The sequence below is a fragment of the Alkaliphilus crotonatoxidans genome (assembly GCF_054658015.1).
The window spans coordinates 1150855-1169388 of record NZ_BAAHXS010000004.1 but is presented as its reverse complement, the minus strand read 5'-3'; the positions used below and the strand labels follow the sequence as shown (position 1 = coordinate 1169388).

20 protein-coding genes are annotated in these 18534 nt (G+C 40.1%); 1 reads left to right on the top strand and 19 read right to left on the bottom strand.

Annotation, left to right across the window (positions count from 1 at the left end; genetic code table 11):
- Positions 1–84: 84 nt before the first annotated feature.
- The 10 genes from mreB to ACYQ1I_RS08030 all read right to left on the bottom strand — a co-directional run bounded on the left by mreB (position 85) and on the right by ACYQ1I_RS08030 (position 11022).
- Positions 85–1110 (bottom strand): rod shape-determining protein, encoded by a 1026-nt coding sequence (mreB, locus tag ACYQ1I_RS08075; RefSeq protein WP_459764125.1) that lies wholly within the window; start codon positions 1108–1110, stop codon positions 85–87.
- A 324-nt stretch (positions 1111–1434) separates the two neighbouring features.
- Positions 1435–3126 carry a hypothetical protein gene (locus tag ACYQ1I_RS08070; protein WP_459764124.1) on the bottom strand — a complete coding sequence of 564 codons (1692 nt, stop codon included), beginning with the start codon at positions 3124–3126 and terminating at the stop codon, positions 1435–1437.
- Entirely contained in the window at positions 3120–3830 is a 711-nt protein-coding gene (locus ACYQ1I_RS08065; protein ID WP_459764123.1) for a C39 family peptidase, read from the bottom strand. Before ACYQ1I_RS08065 ends, ACYQ1I_RS08070 begins: the two co-directional genes overlap by 7 nt.
- A 183-nt stretch (positions 3831–4013) precedes the next feature.
- Positions 4014–5207: an IS701 family transposase gene (locus ACYQ1I_RS08060; protein WP_459764122.1), complete on the bottom strand. Its 1194-nt coding sequence runs from the start codon at positions 5205–5207 to the stop codon at positions 4014–4016.
- Between the two features lie 553 nt (positions 5208–5760).
- Positions 5761–6015 carry a sporulation transcriptional regulator SpoIIID gene (gene spoIIID, locus ACYQ1I_RS08055; protein ID WP_459764120.1) on the bottom strand — a complete coding sequence of 85 codons (255 nt, stop codon included), beginning with the start codon at positions 6013–6015 and terminating at the stop codon, positions 5761–5763.
- A gap of 147 nt (positions 6016–6162) precedes the next feature.
- Positions 6163–6981, bottom strand: coding sequence for a peptidoglycan DD-metalloendopeptidase family protein (locus ACYQ1I_RS08050; protein ID WP_459764118.1), 819 nt, complete (start codon positions 6979–6981; stop codon positions 6163–6165).
- A gap of 69 nt (positions 6982–7050) precedes the next feature.
- A complete protein-coding gene (spoIID, locus tag ACYQ1I_RS08045) occupies positions 7051–8052 on the bottom strand; it encodes a stage II sporulation protein D (RefSeq protein ID WP_459764117.1) in 1002 nt (333 codons plus the stop codon).
- 63 nt (positions 8053–8115) lie between these two features.
- On the bottom strand, positions 8116–9387 hold the full coding sequence (gene murA / locus ACYQ1I_RS08040; protein WP_459765322.1) for a UDP-N-acetylglucosamine 1-carboxyvinyltransferase: 1272 nt from the start codon (positions 9385–9387) through the stop codon (positions 8116–8118).
- A 54-nt stretch (positions 9388–9441) separates the two neighbouring features.
- Positions 9442–10287, bottom strand: coding sequence for a YwmB family TATA-box binding protein (locus tag ACYQ1I_RS08035; protein WP_459764115.1), 846 nt, complete (start codon positions 10285–10287; stop codon positions 9442–9444).
- Positions 10288–10479: 192 nt separating this feature from the next.
- The gene (locus ACYQ1I_RS08030) at positions 10480–11022 is read right to left on the bottom strand and encodes a YueI family protein (RefSeq protein ID WP_459764113.1); all 543 of its coding nucleotides are present in this window, start codon (positions 11020–11022) and stop codon (positions 10480–10482) included.
- 194 nt (positions 11023–11216) lie between these two features.
- On the opposite strand from ACYQ1I_RS08030, the gene ACYQ1I_RS08025 reads away from it, so the two are divergent.
- Positions 11217–11633: a NusG domain II-containing protein gene (locus ACYQ1I_RS08025; RefSeq protein ID WP_459764111.1), complete on the top strand. Its 417-nt coding sequence runs from the start codon at positions 11217–11219 to the stop codon at positions 11631–11633.
- 60 nt (positions 11634–11693) lie between these two features.
- On the opposite strand, the gene ACYQ1I_RS08020 is transcribed toward ACYQ1I_RS08025, so the two are convergent.
- The 9 genes from ACYQ1I_RS08020 to ACYQ1I_RS07980 all read right to left on the bottom strand — a co-directional run bounded on the left by ACYQ1I_RS08020 (position 11694) and on the right by ACYQ1I_RS07980 (position 18533).
- Positions 11694–12098 (bottom strand): F0F1 ATP synthase subunit epsilon, encoded by a 405-nt coding sequence (locus tag ACYQ1I_RS08020; RefSeq protein ID WP_459764109.1) that lies wholly within the window; start codon positions 12096–12098, stop codon positions 11694–11696.
- An 8-nt stretch (positions 12099–12106) separates the two neighbouring features.
- A complete protein-coding gene (atpD, locus tag ACYQ1I_RS08015; RefSeq protein ID WP_459764107.1) occupies positions 12107–13501 on the bottom strand; it encodes a F0F1 ATP synthase subunit beta in 1395 nt (464 codons plus the stop codon).
- A gap of 51 nt (positions 13502–13552) precedes the next feature.
- Complete coding sequence (gene atpG / locus ACYQ1I_RS08010) at positions 13553–14419, bottom strand: ATP synthase F1 subunit gamma (RefSeq protein WP_459764105.1); 867 nt, start codon at positions 14417–14419, stop codon at positions 13553–13555.
- Positions 14420–14450: 31 nt separating this feature from the next.
- The gene (atpA, locus tag ACYQ1I_RS08005) at positions 14451–15968 is read right to left on the bottom strand and encodes a F0F1 ATP synthase subunit alpha (protein WP_459764104.1); all 1518 of its coding nucleotides are present in this window, start codon (positions 15966–15968) and stop codon (positions 14451–14453) included.
- Between the two features lie 17 nt (positions 15969–15985).
- Positions 15986–16528, bottom strand: a complete 543-nt coding sequence (locus tag ACYQ1I_RS08000) for a F0F1 ATP synthase subunit delta (protein ID WP_459764102.1) — start codon at positions 16526–16528, stop codon at positions 15986–15988.
- Positions 16516–17019 (bottom strand): F0F1 ATP synthase subunit B, encoded by a 504-nt coding sequence (gene atpF / locus ACYQ1I_RS07995; protein WP_459764100.1) that lies wholly within the window; start codon positions 17017–17019, stop codon positions 16516–16518. Before atpF ends, ACYQ1I_RS08000 begins: the two co-directional genes overlap by 13 nt.
- Positions 17020–17096: 77 nt before the next feature.
- Entirely contained in the window at positions 17097–17354 is a 258-nt protein-coding gene (gene atpE, locus ACYQ1I_RS07990; RefSeq protein WP_459764098.1) for an ATP synthase F0 subunit C, read from the bottom strand.
- A gap of 75 nt (positions 17355–17429) precedes the next feature.
- A complete protein-coding gene (gene atpB / locus ACYQ1I_RS07985) occupies positions 17430–18122 on the bottom strand; it encodes a F0F1 ATP synthase subunit A (RefSeq protein WP_459764096.1) in 693 nt (230 codons plus the stop codon).
- Positions 18123–18533 carry an ATP synthase subunit I gene (locus ACYQ1I_RS07980; protein ID WP_459764094.1) on the bottom strand — a complete coding sequence of 137 codons (411 nt, stop codon included), beginning with the start codon at positions 18531–18533 and terminating at the stop codon, positions 18123–18125. It abuts the gene before it with no gap.
- Between the last annotated feature and the right edge of the window lies 1 nt (position 18534).

The window sequence follows — 18534 nt, the reverse complement described above, 5'->3', positions numbered from 1 at the left end:
TAGTATATCGGCTTTTTTATTGAATTCTTTGAGGATATTCTTTAATTTTTCCAATCTAGTGCTGAATACCTATTAAGCTCTTTTTCATCGGTATTTTGTTCTGGAAACCTGCATACCATGTTCTAATATATGCAGCGAGTCTAAGGCCTTTCCCGTTCCCTTTGCCACACAAGAGACCGCATCCTCTGCAATGTAGACGGGAATTCCCGTGCGCTTCTCAATGAGCTTGTCAAGGCCCCACAGCAGGCCGCCGCCACCGGTCATAATAATTCCCTGATCAGCAATATCTGCCGCCAGCTCAGGGGGAGTCCTTTCCAATACACTATGGACGGCGTCGGCAATGGAGGTCACTGATTCCTCCAGGGCCATTTGCATTTCAGAGCTGGTAATTTTAATATTGACCGGTAAGCCCGATACTAAATTTCTTCCTCTTACCTCCATAGCTGCCTCTTCTTTTCTTGGATAGGCGGTACCAATATTAATTTTTAAATCCTCTGCTGTTCTTTCACCAATCATGATATTATGCTTTTTACGCATATATCGAATAATGGCTTCATCAAATTTATCACCGGCAATCTTAATCGAGGTACTGACGACAATTCCCCCCAGGGAGATGACGGCAATATCTGAGGTTCCGCCTCCGATGTCTACCACCATATGTCCATTAGGCTTGGAAATATCCAGGCCTGCCCCAATGGCGGCTGCAATTGGCTCTTCAATAATATAGGTCATTCTAGCTCCGGCTTCGTTGGTAGCATCGATTACTGCTCTTTTTTCAACCTCGGTTACACCGCTGGGTACACAGACAATAATTTTGGGTTTAAAGAAAAGTTTTCTGCCAACGGTTTTGTTGATAAAATACTTTAACATTCTTTCGGTCATTTCATAGTTGGAAATAACACCGTCCTTCAAAGGTCGAATGGCTACGATATTTCCTGGCGTTCTCCCAAGCATTTTTCGAGCCTCATGGCCTACTGCTAAAATTCGATTAGTATTATTATCAATGGCCACAACGGAAGGCTCCTGTAGCACAATACCCTTTCCTTTTACATAAACCAAAACACTCGCTGTACCTAGGTCAATACCAATATCCGATCCAAATCCAAACATGAATTTCCCTCTCTTTCAATATTGTTTATTTTAAAAGACATAGTCCTGTGTCTAAGTCAATTCCAGAATTTTAGTGTCCTTTCAGCAATAAAAACGAAATTCATTCCTAAAACGACATTCAACTATGATAACTTCTATATATTTGTAAAAATCCCTTTATTTTTTTGAAACTTAAATTATTAAAAATGGAATGTAAAACCCTTGAAGGAAGGCAGAATTTATTTCGAAGGACAAAACATAAAATAAGATGGCTCAAACAGGAGCCACCTCATATATACATATTGAATTAAATACTGAACCTTTTAATATTAGACCAAGAAAATACTATCTATTGCTTATGGCCATAATTTTGGCTCGTCTACCGGTGCCAATGATCAAATACTCTGTAAAATCTCCAGAAGGATATTGCGGATAGTAATCATCCATATAGGTAATATTACCTTGTACTTTTACAATGCTGTAATCTTTAATCATATTTTTGCTGGTAAACTCTTCAAAGCCTATCCCTGAATGGAACATAACAGTTTCTAAATCCAGATCCTGCTTTGCTTCATCAGCATTGTATGTTTCTAGTTTTTTAATCACAATTTCTTTAAAACCTTTATCCTGTTGATAAATATTTTTAGAATTCTCTATTAGAATTTTTAAATCAGTAAATAGTTCTTTATCAATCAACTCATTCCAATGATCAAATTCACCAGTAATTTCTGCTAAATAATAATTACATACTGTTATTTCATAATTATTTTTTGGCTCTTCCTCTACAATAAACAGTCGTTCGTCTTTACTTATTGGATTTTGAAAATTTACCTGTATATCCTTTTTGTTATTTCTAAATAGTGCAAAGCCTGCTAAAATCACTAAAAAAACTATTGTTAATGAGATAATTTTCTTTGAAAGCATTGTATTCCTCCATTCAATAAAATGAAAAGTTGTTCTGTTTTCATGATGCTTCCAGTATACAAATTTATCATTTTGAAGACTAATATAATTAGATGACTCTCGTATTGAAGAAAAATCTTTTTTGTAGAGCCTATCTTTACTATAGCTATATATATATCCATATTGTGGAGTTAAAAACATAATAGCATCGTCACTTAAAATAGTCGAGTCAATTATGTCTACTCCCGATCTAATATTTTCAATTAGATATCGCTCAATAATTTCGTTGTTCTGAATTGAATACACTTTTCCACTATCTTCAATGGGGTATTCATAAGCATACTCTGATGTGATTAGAAAATGATTCGTTCCAGTAATATGCATCGACTTATTATCAATAGTATATTTGCCTAATATATCGTCATCCTGTAGTGAATACTTTAAAATGTAATATTTTTCACATTCTTCTAAGTATTCATTGTTAGGCTCTAGCAGTTGGTAATATATTACTTCTTCAGTGCCCCCAGCATATACAACAACTTGACCAGTATATTTTCCATCACTTGAAAATCTATAGCTAGCTGACGCAATAGTATCAATCATATCAGTAGAAGGATTAATTCTAAGTAAATTACTTTTTCCATAAATGTTATAATTTAGTAATATGTTTTCTTTTGAATTATATAAGTACGGCATTCTTTCACAAAAATCCTCATATAGAATTTTTTCATGGTCCGGTGAGATTTCTTTCAATATAAAATACATGCCATCCCCCTTAGAGGATAGCATATTTTTATTTACAATTTCTAGTATTATAACAGAATTACCTAAACTTTTCATTTGAGTCATAATAACATTTGTTTTAGAATTATATATTTCCCGATGAGTTTCCCCTGTAGGAGGAACTAAATATAACCTAACCGTATTATCAAATGTACCATAAATCAACCCTTCCTCAAATTTACCTGCAAAGATAATATGTTTCTCTTCTAAAGAAGGCTCAATCTCTATTACATTTTCAATAAAACCTGGTGATTTTATTAATGAAGCATGTATTAAAACACTAAATAATATACATAGCATTAAAGATCCAAACAAAAGAAATTTTTGAGATTTTTTTGTTCTGATTACCATATAATTGCACTTCTCCAATGTGCTCTATTAGCATTATATAAATCTGTACGTTCATACCATCTGTTGCCTAGACCTGGTCCATATGGATCTGTAATTCTTACTCTATCGCTATGTCTCAAATCCATACCACTTACATTAACAAAGTGTCCACTGGATCTATATGGAAATGCACTAACTTCTCTTGTGTCTATATCTAATACAGCAGGCATATTATTATTTAATCCCCATAACAACTTATCAGTCCAATCTGCCTTTTGAGTAAATGAATAATATACATAGTTTTTTCCAGTAAGTGTTCGTAATTTTTCTGCAATAACAGTCATATCAGTTCCACTTGTAGTTGTACCTAATAGCTTTGCATAGTTGGACTGACTTTCCGAACTTCCCTTTATAAATTGAACAACTTGTTTAACAGTTGCAGGACCGCACCAATAACTTGTTTCTTGTTGATATACGGGAACATTTAATGTTATAAATGGAGCATCCGGATCATATAGTATGCTAAAATCTCTCTTTTCCATTTCTTTAAATTTTTGATTAAGAATATGTGCATCCTCAGGTGTCATAATATAAGGATTGGCACCTTCATCAAGAGATAAGTCTCCATTTACATCTTCATTTGAAGAAGCATAAGAAAAGTTTGCTAAAAATGCAATACAGATAACTGTAAGTATAATGTTAGTTATTACCCTATTTTTTCTCATAATAAAACCTCCCCTTAAATTAAAATGCCGAAATTTAAAAACAGATTAATATTATAAGCATCACTAAGGTGATTTTTTTAAAAAATATTTAAAACTATTCATAATCTCACCCCCCTAATAAGTTAATAACTATACTTGAGAAAAAGTGCTGTAAAAATTTTACATGGACAGGATGCAGTACCCCTAGGATACTTTCATCACTTTGAAAATTTCATTCAATGTCATTTGCTCTTTAGCTTTTTCATAGATCCAAGTAATCTGCTCTTTTTTAATCTGCTTCTGGACTTGTCTCGACCCTTTGGAGAAACTGTATTCCTTACTCTGGGTCATACAATATAAATGGGTTAAAGCAATTAGCGCCAAAAGCTTATCAATGGATTCTGTAGATCTGACCTGGTATTTATTGAGTCCCAAATTGTTTTTAGCTTCTCTGAAAAAAATCTCTATGGGCCACCTCTGACTGTAGTATTCCAGGATTGTCTTTGTCTCTAATTCTGGATTAGTTGAGAGGAATGCCCGGAGGGCTTTGGGGTGATTAAAAGCATCTTTAGGCCAACACATTAAAACAACAGCATTCTCTATCCCATTTAAGGCTCCTTCATATCGATAAACCCAGTCATCTATGCTGTTTACGGTCACGGAGCAAACGTCGCTTTTTTCTATGTACTGGGTAAAATCTTTTATTTTGATTCTAACTCCTTTAGGATAGATGATTCTGTTTGTTTTCAAGGCACCAATGAGATGGTACCCTCTTTTGAAGTGGGCTTGAATGACTTTTTCATTGGTAAACCATGAATCACATAACCCATAGGCTCCTCCTACTGGTATTGGAAGATTTTCTACCAGTTCACATACCATTTCAATTTTGCTTTTGACGTCTTTGACATATCTTTCGATATGATAGATAAAAGACTTTTTACAACAGGAGAGCATCACACAAAGCATTTGGTGTCCATAGACCTGCTTTCTTTTTAGGTGAGAATGATGAAAACCAGCGGCTTCAATAGGACGAATCGCCTGTAACGAAGGCTTTGTCTTTTCAACAATGGTATCATCAAAAATCACGAAGAAAGGCTCTTGAGTATCCTTTGAGAGCTTAAAAATCAGGCTAAGGACTGATTTCTTAATGGCCTGCCACATAAAAGCATGATTCCATTTTCCCTGGCTTAAGAATTTGCCTAAAGACGTTCTGTGACAGGCAGAGAGACTTAAGGTGGCCAAATCAGAGATTGTTCCACGATACCCCTTTTGAACAGCAGCAGTCATAAACTCAAGGATATGGATAAAATTAGGCTTCGTAAAAAACAAAGAGAAATTAAGCCCAATTAAAAACTGGTATATGGGAGACTTTTTTGCTATGATGTATTTAGAAGACATTTACTTCACTCCTGTGTATGGTTTTGGGTTAGAGCTTAACTAATATCACAGAATTGAAGTTTTGTCTTCATTTTTTATGAAATTTTTATGATTGGAAATTATTTGAATGAAATTTTCTCATTCATAGTTAATAAGTATAAAATTTTGAATAGATAGCAGTAATAGACGTCTTCATATATAATTATATTTGCTCTTTATTAATTGATAAGAGAAACCAAAACTCCAGTATAATCCAATAAATACATAAATTAACTATAATTAAATTATATATTATGATTTTTCTAAATACAAGTCCCAATTTATATGTAAAGAAGTTTAGTGACACGTTATTGCTAATTATACATAGTTGTAATTAGTAATAATTAGATAAAATATTTTAATTCTAATTGTTTGTAACTTTCCATTCCATTTAAATTTCTTTCTTAATTTATATCATGTTTATATAAATAGTATATATATAATTTTAGAACAAATTTTGTACTTTTTCAAAAAATATCAAGAGACCCTCTTATGGCTAAGAAGGTCTTTTTTACTGGTTAGTTTATCGTGCTCTCTATTCATTTCCTGCTCTGTACTTTAGCTTTGTTGCTCTTCCACCTCGAATATGTCTTTCAGCCTTATTAATATCAAGAATTTGCTTTACTTGATTGGCCACCAGAGGGTTTATCTTAGGAAGTCTTTCTGTTACATCTTTATGTACGGTACTTTTACTTACTCCAAATACCCGTGCTGTATGCCTGACTGTAGCTCCTTCGTTAATGATGAAATAGGCAATCTCCAATACCCGTTTCTCAATATAATCCTTCAAACCTTTAACCCCCCTCTATTAAAGTGTCTTAATAATTCATATGAGGGAAGGGGCTATTTTAGAATTAAGTTTTCTGGAAAATACAGCCTTTCTTTTCAATTGACTGAAGACAATTGGCTTTATTCGGCAAAATACAGTATATGTGAGCTAGTTTTTCGGTAAATACAGCTGTGGATCAACCGTACGGCTATCAACAATGACTTGGAAGTGCAGCAAAGGCCCCTCTTCTGATTTAATTGAGGCAGTTCTGCCAACACCACTAATGATTTGACCCTTGGTAACATAATCTCCCACCTGAACCATAGCATCGGTGGATAAGTTGCTGTAGCGGGTTAAAACATCTCCTTCATGGGCTAAGGTAATGGTGATTCCCATGATGGTATCATTAACCACCTCGATTACTTCACCCGGCAGGGCAGCCCTGACAGGAGTTCCCTCATCGGCAAGGATATCAACCCCCTTATGGGTGCTCCATTGATCCAGGGTTTTATGATAAACTAATCGGTCATCGGCATAGGGCAGTCCAATCCTTCCAATGACAGGCAATGCCATTACTTCAGTGATGCCACCTTGAACTGGTGCCTCATCCATGGCAGTTTCCTCTGAATCTGATTCAGTCTTTTCTTCTGAATCAGATTGAGGCTCCTCATCTGTATCAGCCTCTGGTGCTGCGGTTTTTTCCTCCTCCGCCTCATCCTTCTTTGGCGACACATTCTCAAAGGTTTCGCTGCTCTCAGGTTCTTCTTCCTCTGATGGTCCCTCCACCAAGGACTGTTCCTGGTCTACCAAGGGAGGCTCCTCTACCATTTGGGGATCCTGATTTTGATTTGATACCCATATGGCAGTGACTGCAACTATGCAGACACAGAGGAATAAAATAATATAGAAGCCCTCCTTGTCTAAAAACTGATACAATGATTTCTTTTGATTTTTCTTATTATTATCTTGGTTGTTGTCAAATGACATAAAATCCACCTCCATTTGCTATTATCACCATTTTCATGGCTTTCATACAAGGTAGGTGGATTATTTTCATTAATGAATATAGCTTTGCAGCTTACTGAGGGTCACACCAAAGTAATAATGCTTTAAAATTTCTTCATAGCTATGGCCCCTTTCGGCCATGCCATTGGCCCCCCATTGACTCATTCCTACTCCATGGCCATAGCCCCGGGTAATGAAGCAAATTTCACCGTCTCTAATTTCAAATTCAAAGTTAGCTGACCTGAGGCCGAAAATCTCTCTAATTTCTCTGCCGGTAAACTCGCCGTTGCCTATTTTTATCCTCCGAACACTTCCTCCATTGGTCCTTTCCAGAATCGATATTTGGCTGCCAAGGCTGTCAGCCTTCAGTCCCAGCTCTGCTTGCTTTTGATTAAGGGTATCAATAAATTGGGAAATATTAATCGACAGCCGATCGACTAATACTGGGGAACGCTCTTCATAGGGGCTGGAAACACTTCTTAAATAGGGCAGGGCCGATGCAAAAACATCCTCTGAATTTTCCGTCTGTCCACCACTGGTCGAATGATAGAGGGGTTCAATAGGCTTCATATCATAGGTCATAATGATCCCTCTGGTTTCTTCAACTGCCTTTTCTATTTTTGGCCAATATTGATACATCCACAGGCGACCATGACGTTCCCTGAGGACTTCCTTTGAAAGCCACTCTTGACAATGGGTATGACTGGTACACAGATCAGCCCCCGGATGGTGGGGATTATTTTTATCAGGATAGGAATTTAATTTCCAAACAGCATAGGTCCTTGCAGCCACAGCTTGGGCCTTCAAGGCTTCCAACTCAAAGGCAGCTGGCATCTCAGCAGCCACTACGTTCAATAGGTAATCCTCCAGATATAGCTCCATAATTTCTCCTGTTTCATGATTTAATACCTTCAACGCCAGATCCGATTCAACGGTTTCCTGTCTTGGCTTGTCTCTTATGGGCGCATTCAATTCACAGCTGGTGACAATTAACATAGGAATCAGCAGGGTGGTAATGATCATAGACAAAATCGCAAAAAAAATACCCTTCATGCAGCATATCTCCTTATCTTAAGACTATAATAAGGTATATGATCGCTTCGAAGGGTTTAGAACCTATTCTATTCCATCTTCTCCCTCTATTCGATAAATCCTGGCTCCTAGATTGCGCAGCTTCTCTTCTATATCTACATAACCTCTGTCAATGTGATTGGTATTGGTAATTTCTGTTTTTCCCTCTGAAACCAGGCCTGCTAAAATCAATGCAGCCCCGGCCCTCAAATCGGTTGCCTTAACCGGTGCCCCCAATAGCTTTCTCTTTCCCTCAACAACAGCACTGCGGCCTTCTATTTTGATATTGGCTCCCATACGTTCCAGCTCACGAACATGCATAAAACGATTTTCAAAAACCGTTTCAATGAAAACACTGGTTCCTTCGGCAATACTCATTAAGGCCATAAACTGCGCCTGCATATCTGTTGGGAATCCCGGGTAAGGCAGGGTTTTAATGTCAACCGCCTTTGGCCTCTCTTTTCCAATTACCCTGATGCCGCTGCCCTCTTCATAGACCTCCATATCACATTCCTTAAGCTTGGCAATAACCGGCTTTAAATGATCAGCCACAACATTATCCACCAATACATTTCCACCGGTTATAGCAGCAGCCACCATATAGGTACCTGCCTCAATTCGATCTGGTATGACGGTATGGGTAGCACCCTTTAGTTTTTTCACTCCATTGATTCGGATGGTATCGGTACCGGCCCCCATAATCTGGGCACCCATTTTATTTAAGAAATTAGCCAGATCAGTAATTTCAGGTTCTTCGGCGGCATTTTCTATTATTGTTTGCCCTTCAGCCAATACGGCTGCCATCATGATATTTTCAGTAGCCCCGACACTGGGGAAATCTAAATAGATTTTGGTACCTATGAGCTTATCGGCCTTAGCCTCAACAAATCCATGACCAAGGGTAATTTCTGCCCCCAGGGCCTTAAAGCCCTTAAGATGCAGGTCAATTGGCCTGGTTCCAATGGCACAGCCCCCGGGCATTGAAATTCTTGCTTCCCCCATTCTTGCCAACAGGGGCCCCATTACCAGGAAGGATGCCCTCATTTTTCTAACCAGCTCATAGGGAGCTTCAAAATTGTCGATGGAGGAGGCATTTACTTCTATTCGTTCACGGTCAAGTCTTTTCACATCGGCCCCCAGACATGCCAGAACCTCACAAATTACATCTACATCATTTAAATCAGGTACATCTTCTAACAGGCATTTTTCTGTTGCCAATAAGGAGGCAGCCAATATAGGTAATACTGAGTTCTTGGCGCCGCTTACTCTTACAGTCCCCTTAAGGGGGCCGCTCTTTTCTATTATAATTTTAGCCAATCTCGTTTCCTCTCTTTCCATTGCCAGCATTCAATCATCCCTTATCCCTGGTTTTTAATAGGTGTTGGTGATCAATGGAGTTGCGATCCACAAATAGGTTTTCTTCTCATAATCATTATATCGAGTTGCCAGCTGAAGGTTTACCCTTTTTCCATTATACGCTAGGGCCCAATCAATAGCCGGTGTATATAGGGTGACACTGTGGTAATGATCATCAGCCGCTTCATCCACCCTTATGGCACCCGAAGCTTCAATCAGTTTATTCATTAATTTTTGGTTTTCAGCCCCTGTCTTTTTGCCTGGACTGACTGCAGTAATCGTTGCTGTTGTTTCGATGGTATCTCCAAACTCCTGGAGCAGGGTCTTATTTTCCTTAATTATTGCTCCTATATCTTTATATCTTTTATTTTGGACGATGTCAATAATAATATACGATTCTTTTATATCCTCCCAGGCAGCAGAATAAAGCTTTAATACCGTTGTATTGCCCATTTCATCCACTTTGGTGGCTAATATTTGTTTTGTTCCAATATCTTCTTGTCTTTCAATATAAATTCGATTGAAGCCCTTTTCAAAATCGGCTCCTCCTTCATATTCATATAAAGGCGGATAATATTCCTGATGCGATAAATTCATTATTTCCCCCTCAAATTTCAAGGCTGTCATTAAATGATCTACCATGGCATCCAGTTCCTCCATGGTATAGGCAGCATCAGGCAAATGAAGGGATGTAAAAACATTTGAGGTTAAAACATCCATACCACTGGCCTCCAGGGTCCTTAAAAGAACCTCGGCCTCGGTTCCTTCCGAAGCAGCTCCTTTAAATATGTACGCTTGAGAGCCGTCAATAACGGCCACTAAAAGTAAAATTATTATACCATAAAATAAGATTTTTCTCATTTCTTTGCCCTCCTGTCTAATACGTCTACATTAAAAAGAGAAGAGAACAAGGTTGCACGCCGATGTTAAAGGGGGACAAAAAACATCTTCCTGACAACTTACTCTCTTCTCTTTGTATTTTAATTATTGACAATTGTAAGGGCCTTATACATTGCTGATAAAAAAACTTGGTTAATTAATGATTTTTTTATTTTATGAATCCTTTTTCTCCCCCTGACAGGCTTTGCAGCCTGTTCCCAGCAGTCTGTCGAGGAAGGAAAGGGGCTTAAATTCTTTTGCAAAGTGAGGTGAAATTTCTTTTAGCTCCTCCATGTGTTTTGAACAAAGACGCTTGGACCCCCTGCCCCTGAATTTTATCGGTATTTCCTTAATGGTGGGAATCACTTCTTGATAGTCTACAGGCTTGTCGCTGGCTACCACAATCCCCATGGCCTCCCTTGCCTCGGTGGAGATTGCCTTGTATTCTATGTTGGCCTCCTTTGCCAGCTTCATATAGCTGCCCTGCTTTTCCATTGAAATTTTATTATTGAGGATTAATCGTTTGGCATCAGGATTTTTTAAGGCTTCGCCCACATAACCGAGGGTTTCCTCTTTATTAATTTCACCCAGGGGAATACCTAAGACCACCCGTTCACGAAATTCTCCTAACCATATTCTCTTTTCATCCGCCTTTAATTCAGGTGCTCCCTTAAGGCCATATTCAACGGTTTTTCTCAATTCATCATGCTCTGCCATGGTGTCTCCCCCTTTTGTCGTTATTGTATCTATTATATTCAAAAAAACTTCTATGTCAAAGTGGTATTTTTCATCTTTATATAAAATGCCCTCTTTAGGGTTGCTTTATTCGAAAGATTATTTGTCAACCTGGCCTAAATGGTTTATAATAGGTGTAGCAGCGCCATAGGCTGCCATTAGTTAGGAGGATTTCAATGAAATTCATGACAACTGCCGATAAACTCTTAATTCTTTTTTTAGTCGTTGCCAGCATTGCTTCAATCTTTGCCATTCCGAGGTTGTTAAACACTGAAGCTGAAGGTAAAAAAATTATTGTTAATTTAGACGGTGAGGTAATTTATACCTTTCCCCTGGTGGATAGCGAGGAATCGGAGCTGATTGAATTTGACTTCACCTATGGTTCCCAGGAATATACGGGTACCCTAGAAATGAAGGATGGCCGTGTCAAGCTTCATCGTTTGCCAGAGGGTATTTCACCCCTGTCAATTCATACTGATATGGGATGGATCAGCGAACCCTATCAGGTAATTATATGCTTACCTATTAAGCTATTTATTACCATTGAGACCACCACACCTGAGGAGCAGCCCTTTGACATCATCTCATTTTAATTTAATAATCTAACCGTAATTGAGATAATAAAAAAACGTCTGCTGACAGACGTTTTTTTATTATCTCTTATTGGCCACATCAATACGATTCAGGGCCTTTTTAAGGGCAATTTCCGCCCTCAGGGTATCTACTTCGCCCCCTTGGGATTTTATTCGACCTTCGGCTCGATTCCTGGCCTCCTGGGCCCGGTTAACATCTATTTCCTCCGGCCATTCCGCAGCATCGGTAATGACTACGGTTTTTTCTCGATCTACATGTACAAAACCCCCTGCTATGGCAGCTTCTCTAGTTTGTCCATCGGCAATCAGTTTTAACTTACCAATGGACAGGGGTGTTACCAGGGGGATATGGTTCTTCAGGATTCCTAAATCTCCCTCAACCGTTCTTAAAACCACCATCTCCACCTCTTCATCGAAAAAAGTTCGATTCGGTGTGATGATCTGTAGATGAAACTTGGCAGCCATCCAATCACCTACTTCCCTTTAGCCTTTTCAACCGCCTCATCAATGGTTCCTACAAACAGGAAGGCAGATTCTGGCAGGTCATCATGCTTACCCTCCAATATTTCCTTAAAGCCCCGTATTGTTTCAGAAAGGGGCACATATTTACCGGGAGTACCTGTAAATTCTTCTGCCACGTGGAAGGGCTGAGACAGGAACCTTTGAATTCTTCTGGCCCTGGCCACGGTCATCTTATCTTCATCTGAAAGCTCATCCATCCCCAGAATGGCAATGATATCCTGCAGCTCCTTATATCTTTGCAATACCTCCTGTACCCCCCGGGCCACTCGATAATGCTCTTCCCCTACAACAATAGGGTCGAGGATTCTTGAGGTGGAATCAAGGGGATCCACTGCCGGATAAATACCTAACTCCGAAATTTGCCTGGACAATACGGTGGTTGCATCCAGATGGGCAAAGGTGGTGGCAGGGGCCGGGTCGGTTAAGTCATCGGCAGGAACATAAACGGCCTGTACCGATGTAATTGAACCTTTTTTAGTGGAGGTGATTCTTTCCTGAAGGGCCCCCATTTCTGTAGCCAGGGTAGGCTGATAGCCTACGGCACTGGGCATACGGCCTAAAAGGGCTGAAACCTCACTACCTGCCTGGGTAAAACGGAATATATTATCTATGAACAAAAGCACGTCTTGTCCTTCCTGATCTCGGAAGTATTCAGCCATGGTCAAGCCGGTTAAGGCCACCCTCATTCTCGCCCCGGGAGGCTCATTCATCTGACCATAAACCAGAGCGGTTTTATCAATAACTCCAGAATCAATCATTTCATGATACAGGTCGTTCCCTTCCCGGGTACGTTCACCAACCCCTGCAAAAACCGATAAACCGCCGTGCTCCTTGGCAATGTTATTGATTAATTCTTGAATCAGTACCGTCTTACCAACACCAGCCCCTCCAAAGAGACCGATTTTACCACCCTTGGCATAGGGGGCAATTAAGTCGATTACCTTAATTCCTGTTTCAAATATTTCTGTTGCAGTTTCCTGCTCATCGAATTCAGGCGCAGAACGATGGATTGGAGCGTTAAATTCTGAGAGAACCGGCTCCTTTTCATCCACTACTTCCCCCAGTACATTAAAAATTCTGCCCAGGGTTGCCTGACCCACAGGCACTGTAATTGGTTTTCCCGTATCAATGGCATCCATACCACGTACCAGGCCATCAGTTGATTTCATTGCCACGCAGCGTACAATCTCATCACCAATATGTTGGGCAACCTCAGCCGTAACCTTTTCCTTTTCGCCATTGATTTCTATCGCATTCAACAAAGCCGGTAAATGGTCTCTGTCAAATCGTATATCCATAACTGGTCCAATAATTTGAACCACTTTGCCGACATTTCCTGCAGCCATTACTTTACCTCCTTCTAACCTAAAGTCCCTCGGGAATAGGCTGTTTTTCGATTACTTCAATGCCTCTGCTCCCCCTACGATTTCTGCTATTTCTTGAGTAATAGAGGCCTGCCTTGCACGATTATATTGCAGCTTTAGCCCATCAATCATTTCCTCTGCATTATCTGTGGCACTTTCCATGGCTACCCTTCGTGCCGCCTGCTGGCTGGTGGAGGATTCCACCAGGGCACCAAAAACCATTCCATCCAGATATTTAGGTACTAGATAATCTAATACCACCTCGGGGGAAGGCTCATAGGCCATTAGGGTTTTGCTTTCCTTTTTACTCTCGTCTGCCGGCACCTCAATTTCTAAGGGCAGCAGTTTAATCAGCTTGGGTTTTTGATTGATGGTGCTGATAAATTCAGTAAAGACAAGATAGACTTCATCCACCAGCCCTTGCTTAAAGAGCTCAAGGCTTAAGCGGCTAATGCTCTGGGCTGTGCTGTAGGATGGATTTTCTGTTACATAGTTAAATTCACCGTCCAGGTCATAGCCTCGCTTTTTAAAGAAATCCCTGGCCTTTGTTCCAACGGTAATAACTGATTTGTTGGGTTTTTCAGCCATATGCTGCTGGGCCGCCTTAATCACATTGGCATTATAGCCGCCGCACAGGCCCCGATCGGCAGATATAACAATGTAAGCGGTTTTCTCGACCTCCCGGGGATTCACAAAGGGATGCTGTATTCCCTTGGTGTTCAAAAATATATCCTGAATGGTTTCTTCCAGCATATTAAAGTAAGGCTTTGTTTTTTCCAGTTCCTCCTTTGCCTTTCTCAGCTTGGCAGAGGAAACCAGCTCCATTGCCTTGGTAATTTGCTTTGTACTGTTGACACTTTTAATTCTTCGCTTAATATCACGCATTCCAAGTCCAGCCAAAATTTCACCTCCCGGTTAACGGCCTACCTGACTATTCCACTTGGGCCTTGAATTGTGCTTTAAATTCTTCAATGGCCTTCTTCAGCTTAGTCTCTGCTTCTTCACTTAGATTACCTGTAGCAGTAATGGTTTGGCCAATTTCTGCATACTGATTTCTTATATGCTCCAGAAGCTGAGCTTCAAATTCCCCCACCTTATTTAATGGAATATCGGTTAGATATTTGTTGGTAACAGCGTATATAATCATAACCTGCTCTTCTACAGGCACAGGACGATACTGGAGCTGCTTCAGAATTTCAACAATTCTTTCCCCTTGAGCCAATCGTTCCTGGGTTTCCTTATCCAGGTCAGAACCGAACTGGGCAAAGGCCGCCAGCTCTCTATACTGGGCCAATTCCAGCCTTAGTTTTCCCGCAACCTTTTTCATGGCCTTAATTTGGGCGCTACCGCCAACCCTCGATACCGATATACCAGGGTTAACCGCCGGACGAACACCGGAATGGAACAGCTCTGATTCAAGGAAAATTTGTCCATCTGTGATGGAGATTACATTTGTTGGAATATAGGCAGAAACGTCACCCGATTGGGTTTCTATAATCGGTAATGCCGTCAGGGAACCGCCGCCATTTACATCACTTAGCTTTGCAGCCCTTTCCAAAAGCCGGCTATGAAGATAGAAGACATCGCCCGGATAGGCTTCACGACCCGGCGGCCGGCGTAATAACAGGGACATGGCCCGGTAGGCAACGGCATGCTTGGACAGGTCATCATAAATAATTAATACATGCTTTCCATTTTCCATAAATTCTTCACCCATGGCGCAGCCGGCATAGGGTGCTATATATTGCAGCGGTGCCAATTCACTGGCCGATGCCGAAACAATAATGGTGTAATCCATAGCACCATTTTGAGATAGTACATCATAAATTTGTGCTACAGTAGACTTCTTCTGCCCAATGGCCACATAAATACAAAGAACATCGGTGTTCTTTTGATTGATGATGGTATCAATGGCAATGGCAGTTTTACCGGTTTGTCTGTCACCGATAATTAATTCCCGCTGGCCTCTGCCGATGGGGATCATTGAGTCAATGGCCTTAATACCCGTCTGTAAGGGCTCATGAACCGATTTTCTTTTAATGATTCCCGGGGCCACCTTTTCAATTTCCCGGTACTGGGTACTGTTAATGGGGCCCTTTCCGTCAATAGGCTGCCCTAAAGCATTGACTACCCGCCCCAGGAGGGCTTCACCAACAGGCACCTCAACAATTCTTTGGGTTCGCTTTACGATATCTCCCTCTTTAATATTATCATCGGACCCCAAAAGTACACAACCTACGTTGTCTTCTTCGAGGTTTAACGCCATCCCATAGACATTTCCGGGGAATTCCAAAAGCTCACCGGCCATACAATTGTCAAGGCCATGGATTCTTGCAATACCATCCCCCACCTGAATAACAGTACCTACATCTTTAACTTCTAATTTATTTTCATATCGTTTAATTTGCTCCTGAATGATGGAGCTTATCTCTTCGGGTCTGAGATTCACGTTATATCACCCCTATCCTATACTATAATTTGCGAAAGCTGCTCCTTCATCTGCGATAAACGGTTTTTTACCGTTCCATCAATGATCTTATCACCAATTTGAATGAGTACACCACCCATGATTTTGTGATCAATTTCATTTTTCAGTGTAATGTTTTTGCCGGAGGTCATGGAAAGCTTGGCTTGTAACCGTTCTATTTCAGCAGCCTCCATGGGCTTAGCGGTTATCGCCACTGCCTCTACCATATTATTGGCTTCCTCTACCATGGCCACATAGGCTTGTACTATATCTTGTAAATGATTTTGTCTTCTTTTGTCTACCAGGATATACAGAAAATTCAGTACCTCTTGGCTAATTCGGCCTTGAAGGATTTTTGCAATAATATCCTTTTTTTCCTGGGCATGAATTTGAGGAGATTTTAACAGCTGGTCAAACTGAGGATGAGCCTTAAGAAGCTCAATAATACCCAGGAGCTCTTCTTTGAAAATTTGCTCCTTGTTCAATTCCAGGGAAACCGCATAAAGGGCACTTGCATATCTGCTTCCTACTAATTCTGCCATTTTGCTTCCCCTACCTCATCAATAAATTGTTTGATTATTTCATCATGCTGATTAGCATCCAGCTCCTTATTAATCACCTTGGCAGCAGCCATAATGACCAGCTCAGACATTTGCTCCTTCAGCTCATTTAAGGCTTTTTGCTTTTCTCTTTGAATATCAACGCTGGCCTTTTCAAGGAGCTTTTTAGCTTCTGCTTCTGCCTTTTTAACAATTTCACCGCCCCGCTCCTCGGCTCGTTTAGTGGCTTCTTTGATAATTTCATTTCTTTCCTGCTTAATATCATTCAGCCTTTGTTCGTATTGGGCCATTAGCGCTTCAGCTTCCTTATTTTTAGCCTCAGCATCCAATATTGAATCTTCAATGCCCTTTTGGCGCTTTTCCATAAACTCTGTTACGGGCTTAAATAGCAGCTTTCTAAGGACTACAAAGATAATAATTGTATTGAGAAGCTGGAACACAATGCTCCAGTTTATACTTACTAAATCCTGCACTGTTTTGCCTCCCTTCATGGAATACTTGGGTAAGAATGAGGGGGAGCAGTTTTTGTCCCCCGATTAACCTCTGCCTGCTATACCAATGGGTTAGCAAATAATAGGATTAGGGCAATAATTAATCCATAAATACCTGTTGTTTCAGCAACGGCTTGTCCTAAAAGCATGGTTTTAATAATATCTCCCTGGGCTTCAGGCTGTCTTCCTACTGCCTCGGCACCTTTACCGGCGGCATAACCCTGACCAATCCCAGGACCAATACCAGCGATGGCCGCCAGACCTGCTCCGATTGCAGATGCTGCTAAAATTAACTCTCTTCCTGTAATTCCTTCCATAATATAATTCCTCCTTTAATTTTCATAATTAGGTTTATTTTAATTGGATAAAATAAAATCCGAATTAAAAACAATTTAATCCATGGCGTTGGAAATGTAAATCATAGAAATCATCATAAAGATAAAGGTTTGAAGGACCCCTGAAAACACATCAAAATACATGTGCAGTACCGCTGGAATCCCTGCTTGCAGAATGGGGATAGGACCAATACTGAAAATGGCTGCCAGACCACTGTAGATCAGGGCCATGATGATTAACCCTCCCACAATATTACCAAATAGACGGAAAGCCAGGGAAATTGGCAAGGCAATTTCGCCTATCAGGTTAATGGGCATCAGCAGGGGAAACGGTTCAAAGTAACCCTTTAAATATCCCCCAAGGCCGCCCTTTCTAATCCCTTGATAATGGATAATTACAAAGGTAATCAGGGATAAGGCAAAGGTGGTATTTAAATCAGCAGTCGGGGGCCTTAGGCCCACCAGTCCTAACAGATTGGCGAAGACAAGAAAAACAAAAAGAGTTCCCATATAGGCACTGAATACCCTTTTATTTTCTCCCATAGTCGAGGCGGTAAAGTTATTAATAATTTCAACCAGGGCCTCAACCACATTTTGAACACCCTTGGGAATCTTTTCAAAGCGTCTGGTGGTTACAAAGGCCAAAACTGTAAGGATCGCCATGATAATCCATGTATTAACCACCGTTTCGGTTATCGGTATTCCACCTAAAATGGGTATTTCATATAATATCTTGGCACCAAATTCCATTTACTTTTCCTCCTTTCTTTTGAAAATTCTTAAGAAAAAATCCTTGTCATTAAATAGTTGATATTTTAAAATTACCAGTTTGATGGCAATCAAACCAACAATTGTACCAAGCACGTTGATATGAGGTCTTTGAATGGAAACATAGAGCACCGCCCCAGTTATGAAATATCTCATGAAATAATTGGTTACGGCATGGATCTGAGCCCTATGGGGCTGCATTTTTACTGCTCGGTTTAAGGTCAAATACAGGAGTCTGAAATTTAATATCCCCACCAGGGTGCCGAAAATAGTTCCTACCACAAAGGGTTTGGGAAATTCCATTAGAAAAACGGCTCCTATACTTACCACAATATTAAGGATAATTGCTCCCTTTATAATTCTTCTTTGAAGCTGTTGTACGGTTTCATCCATG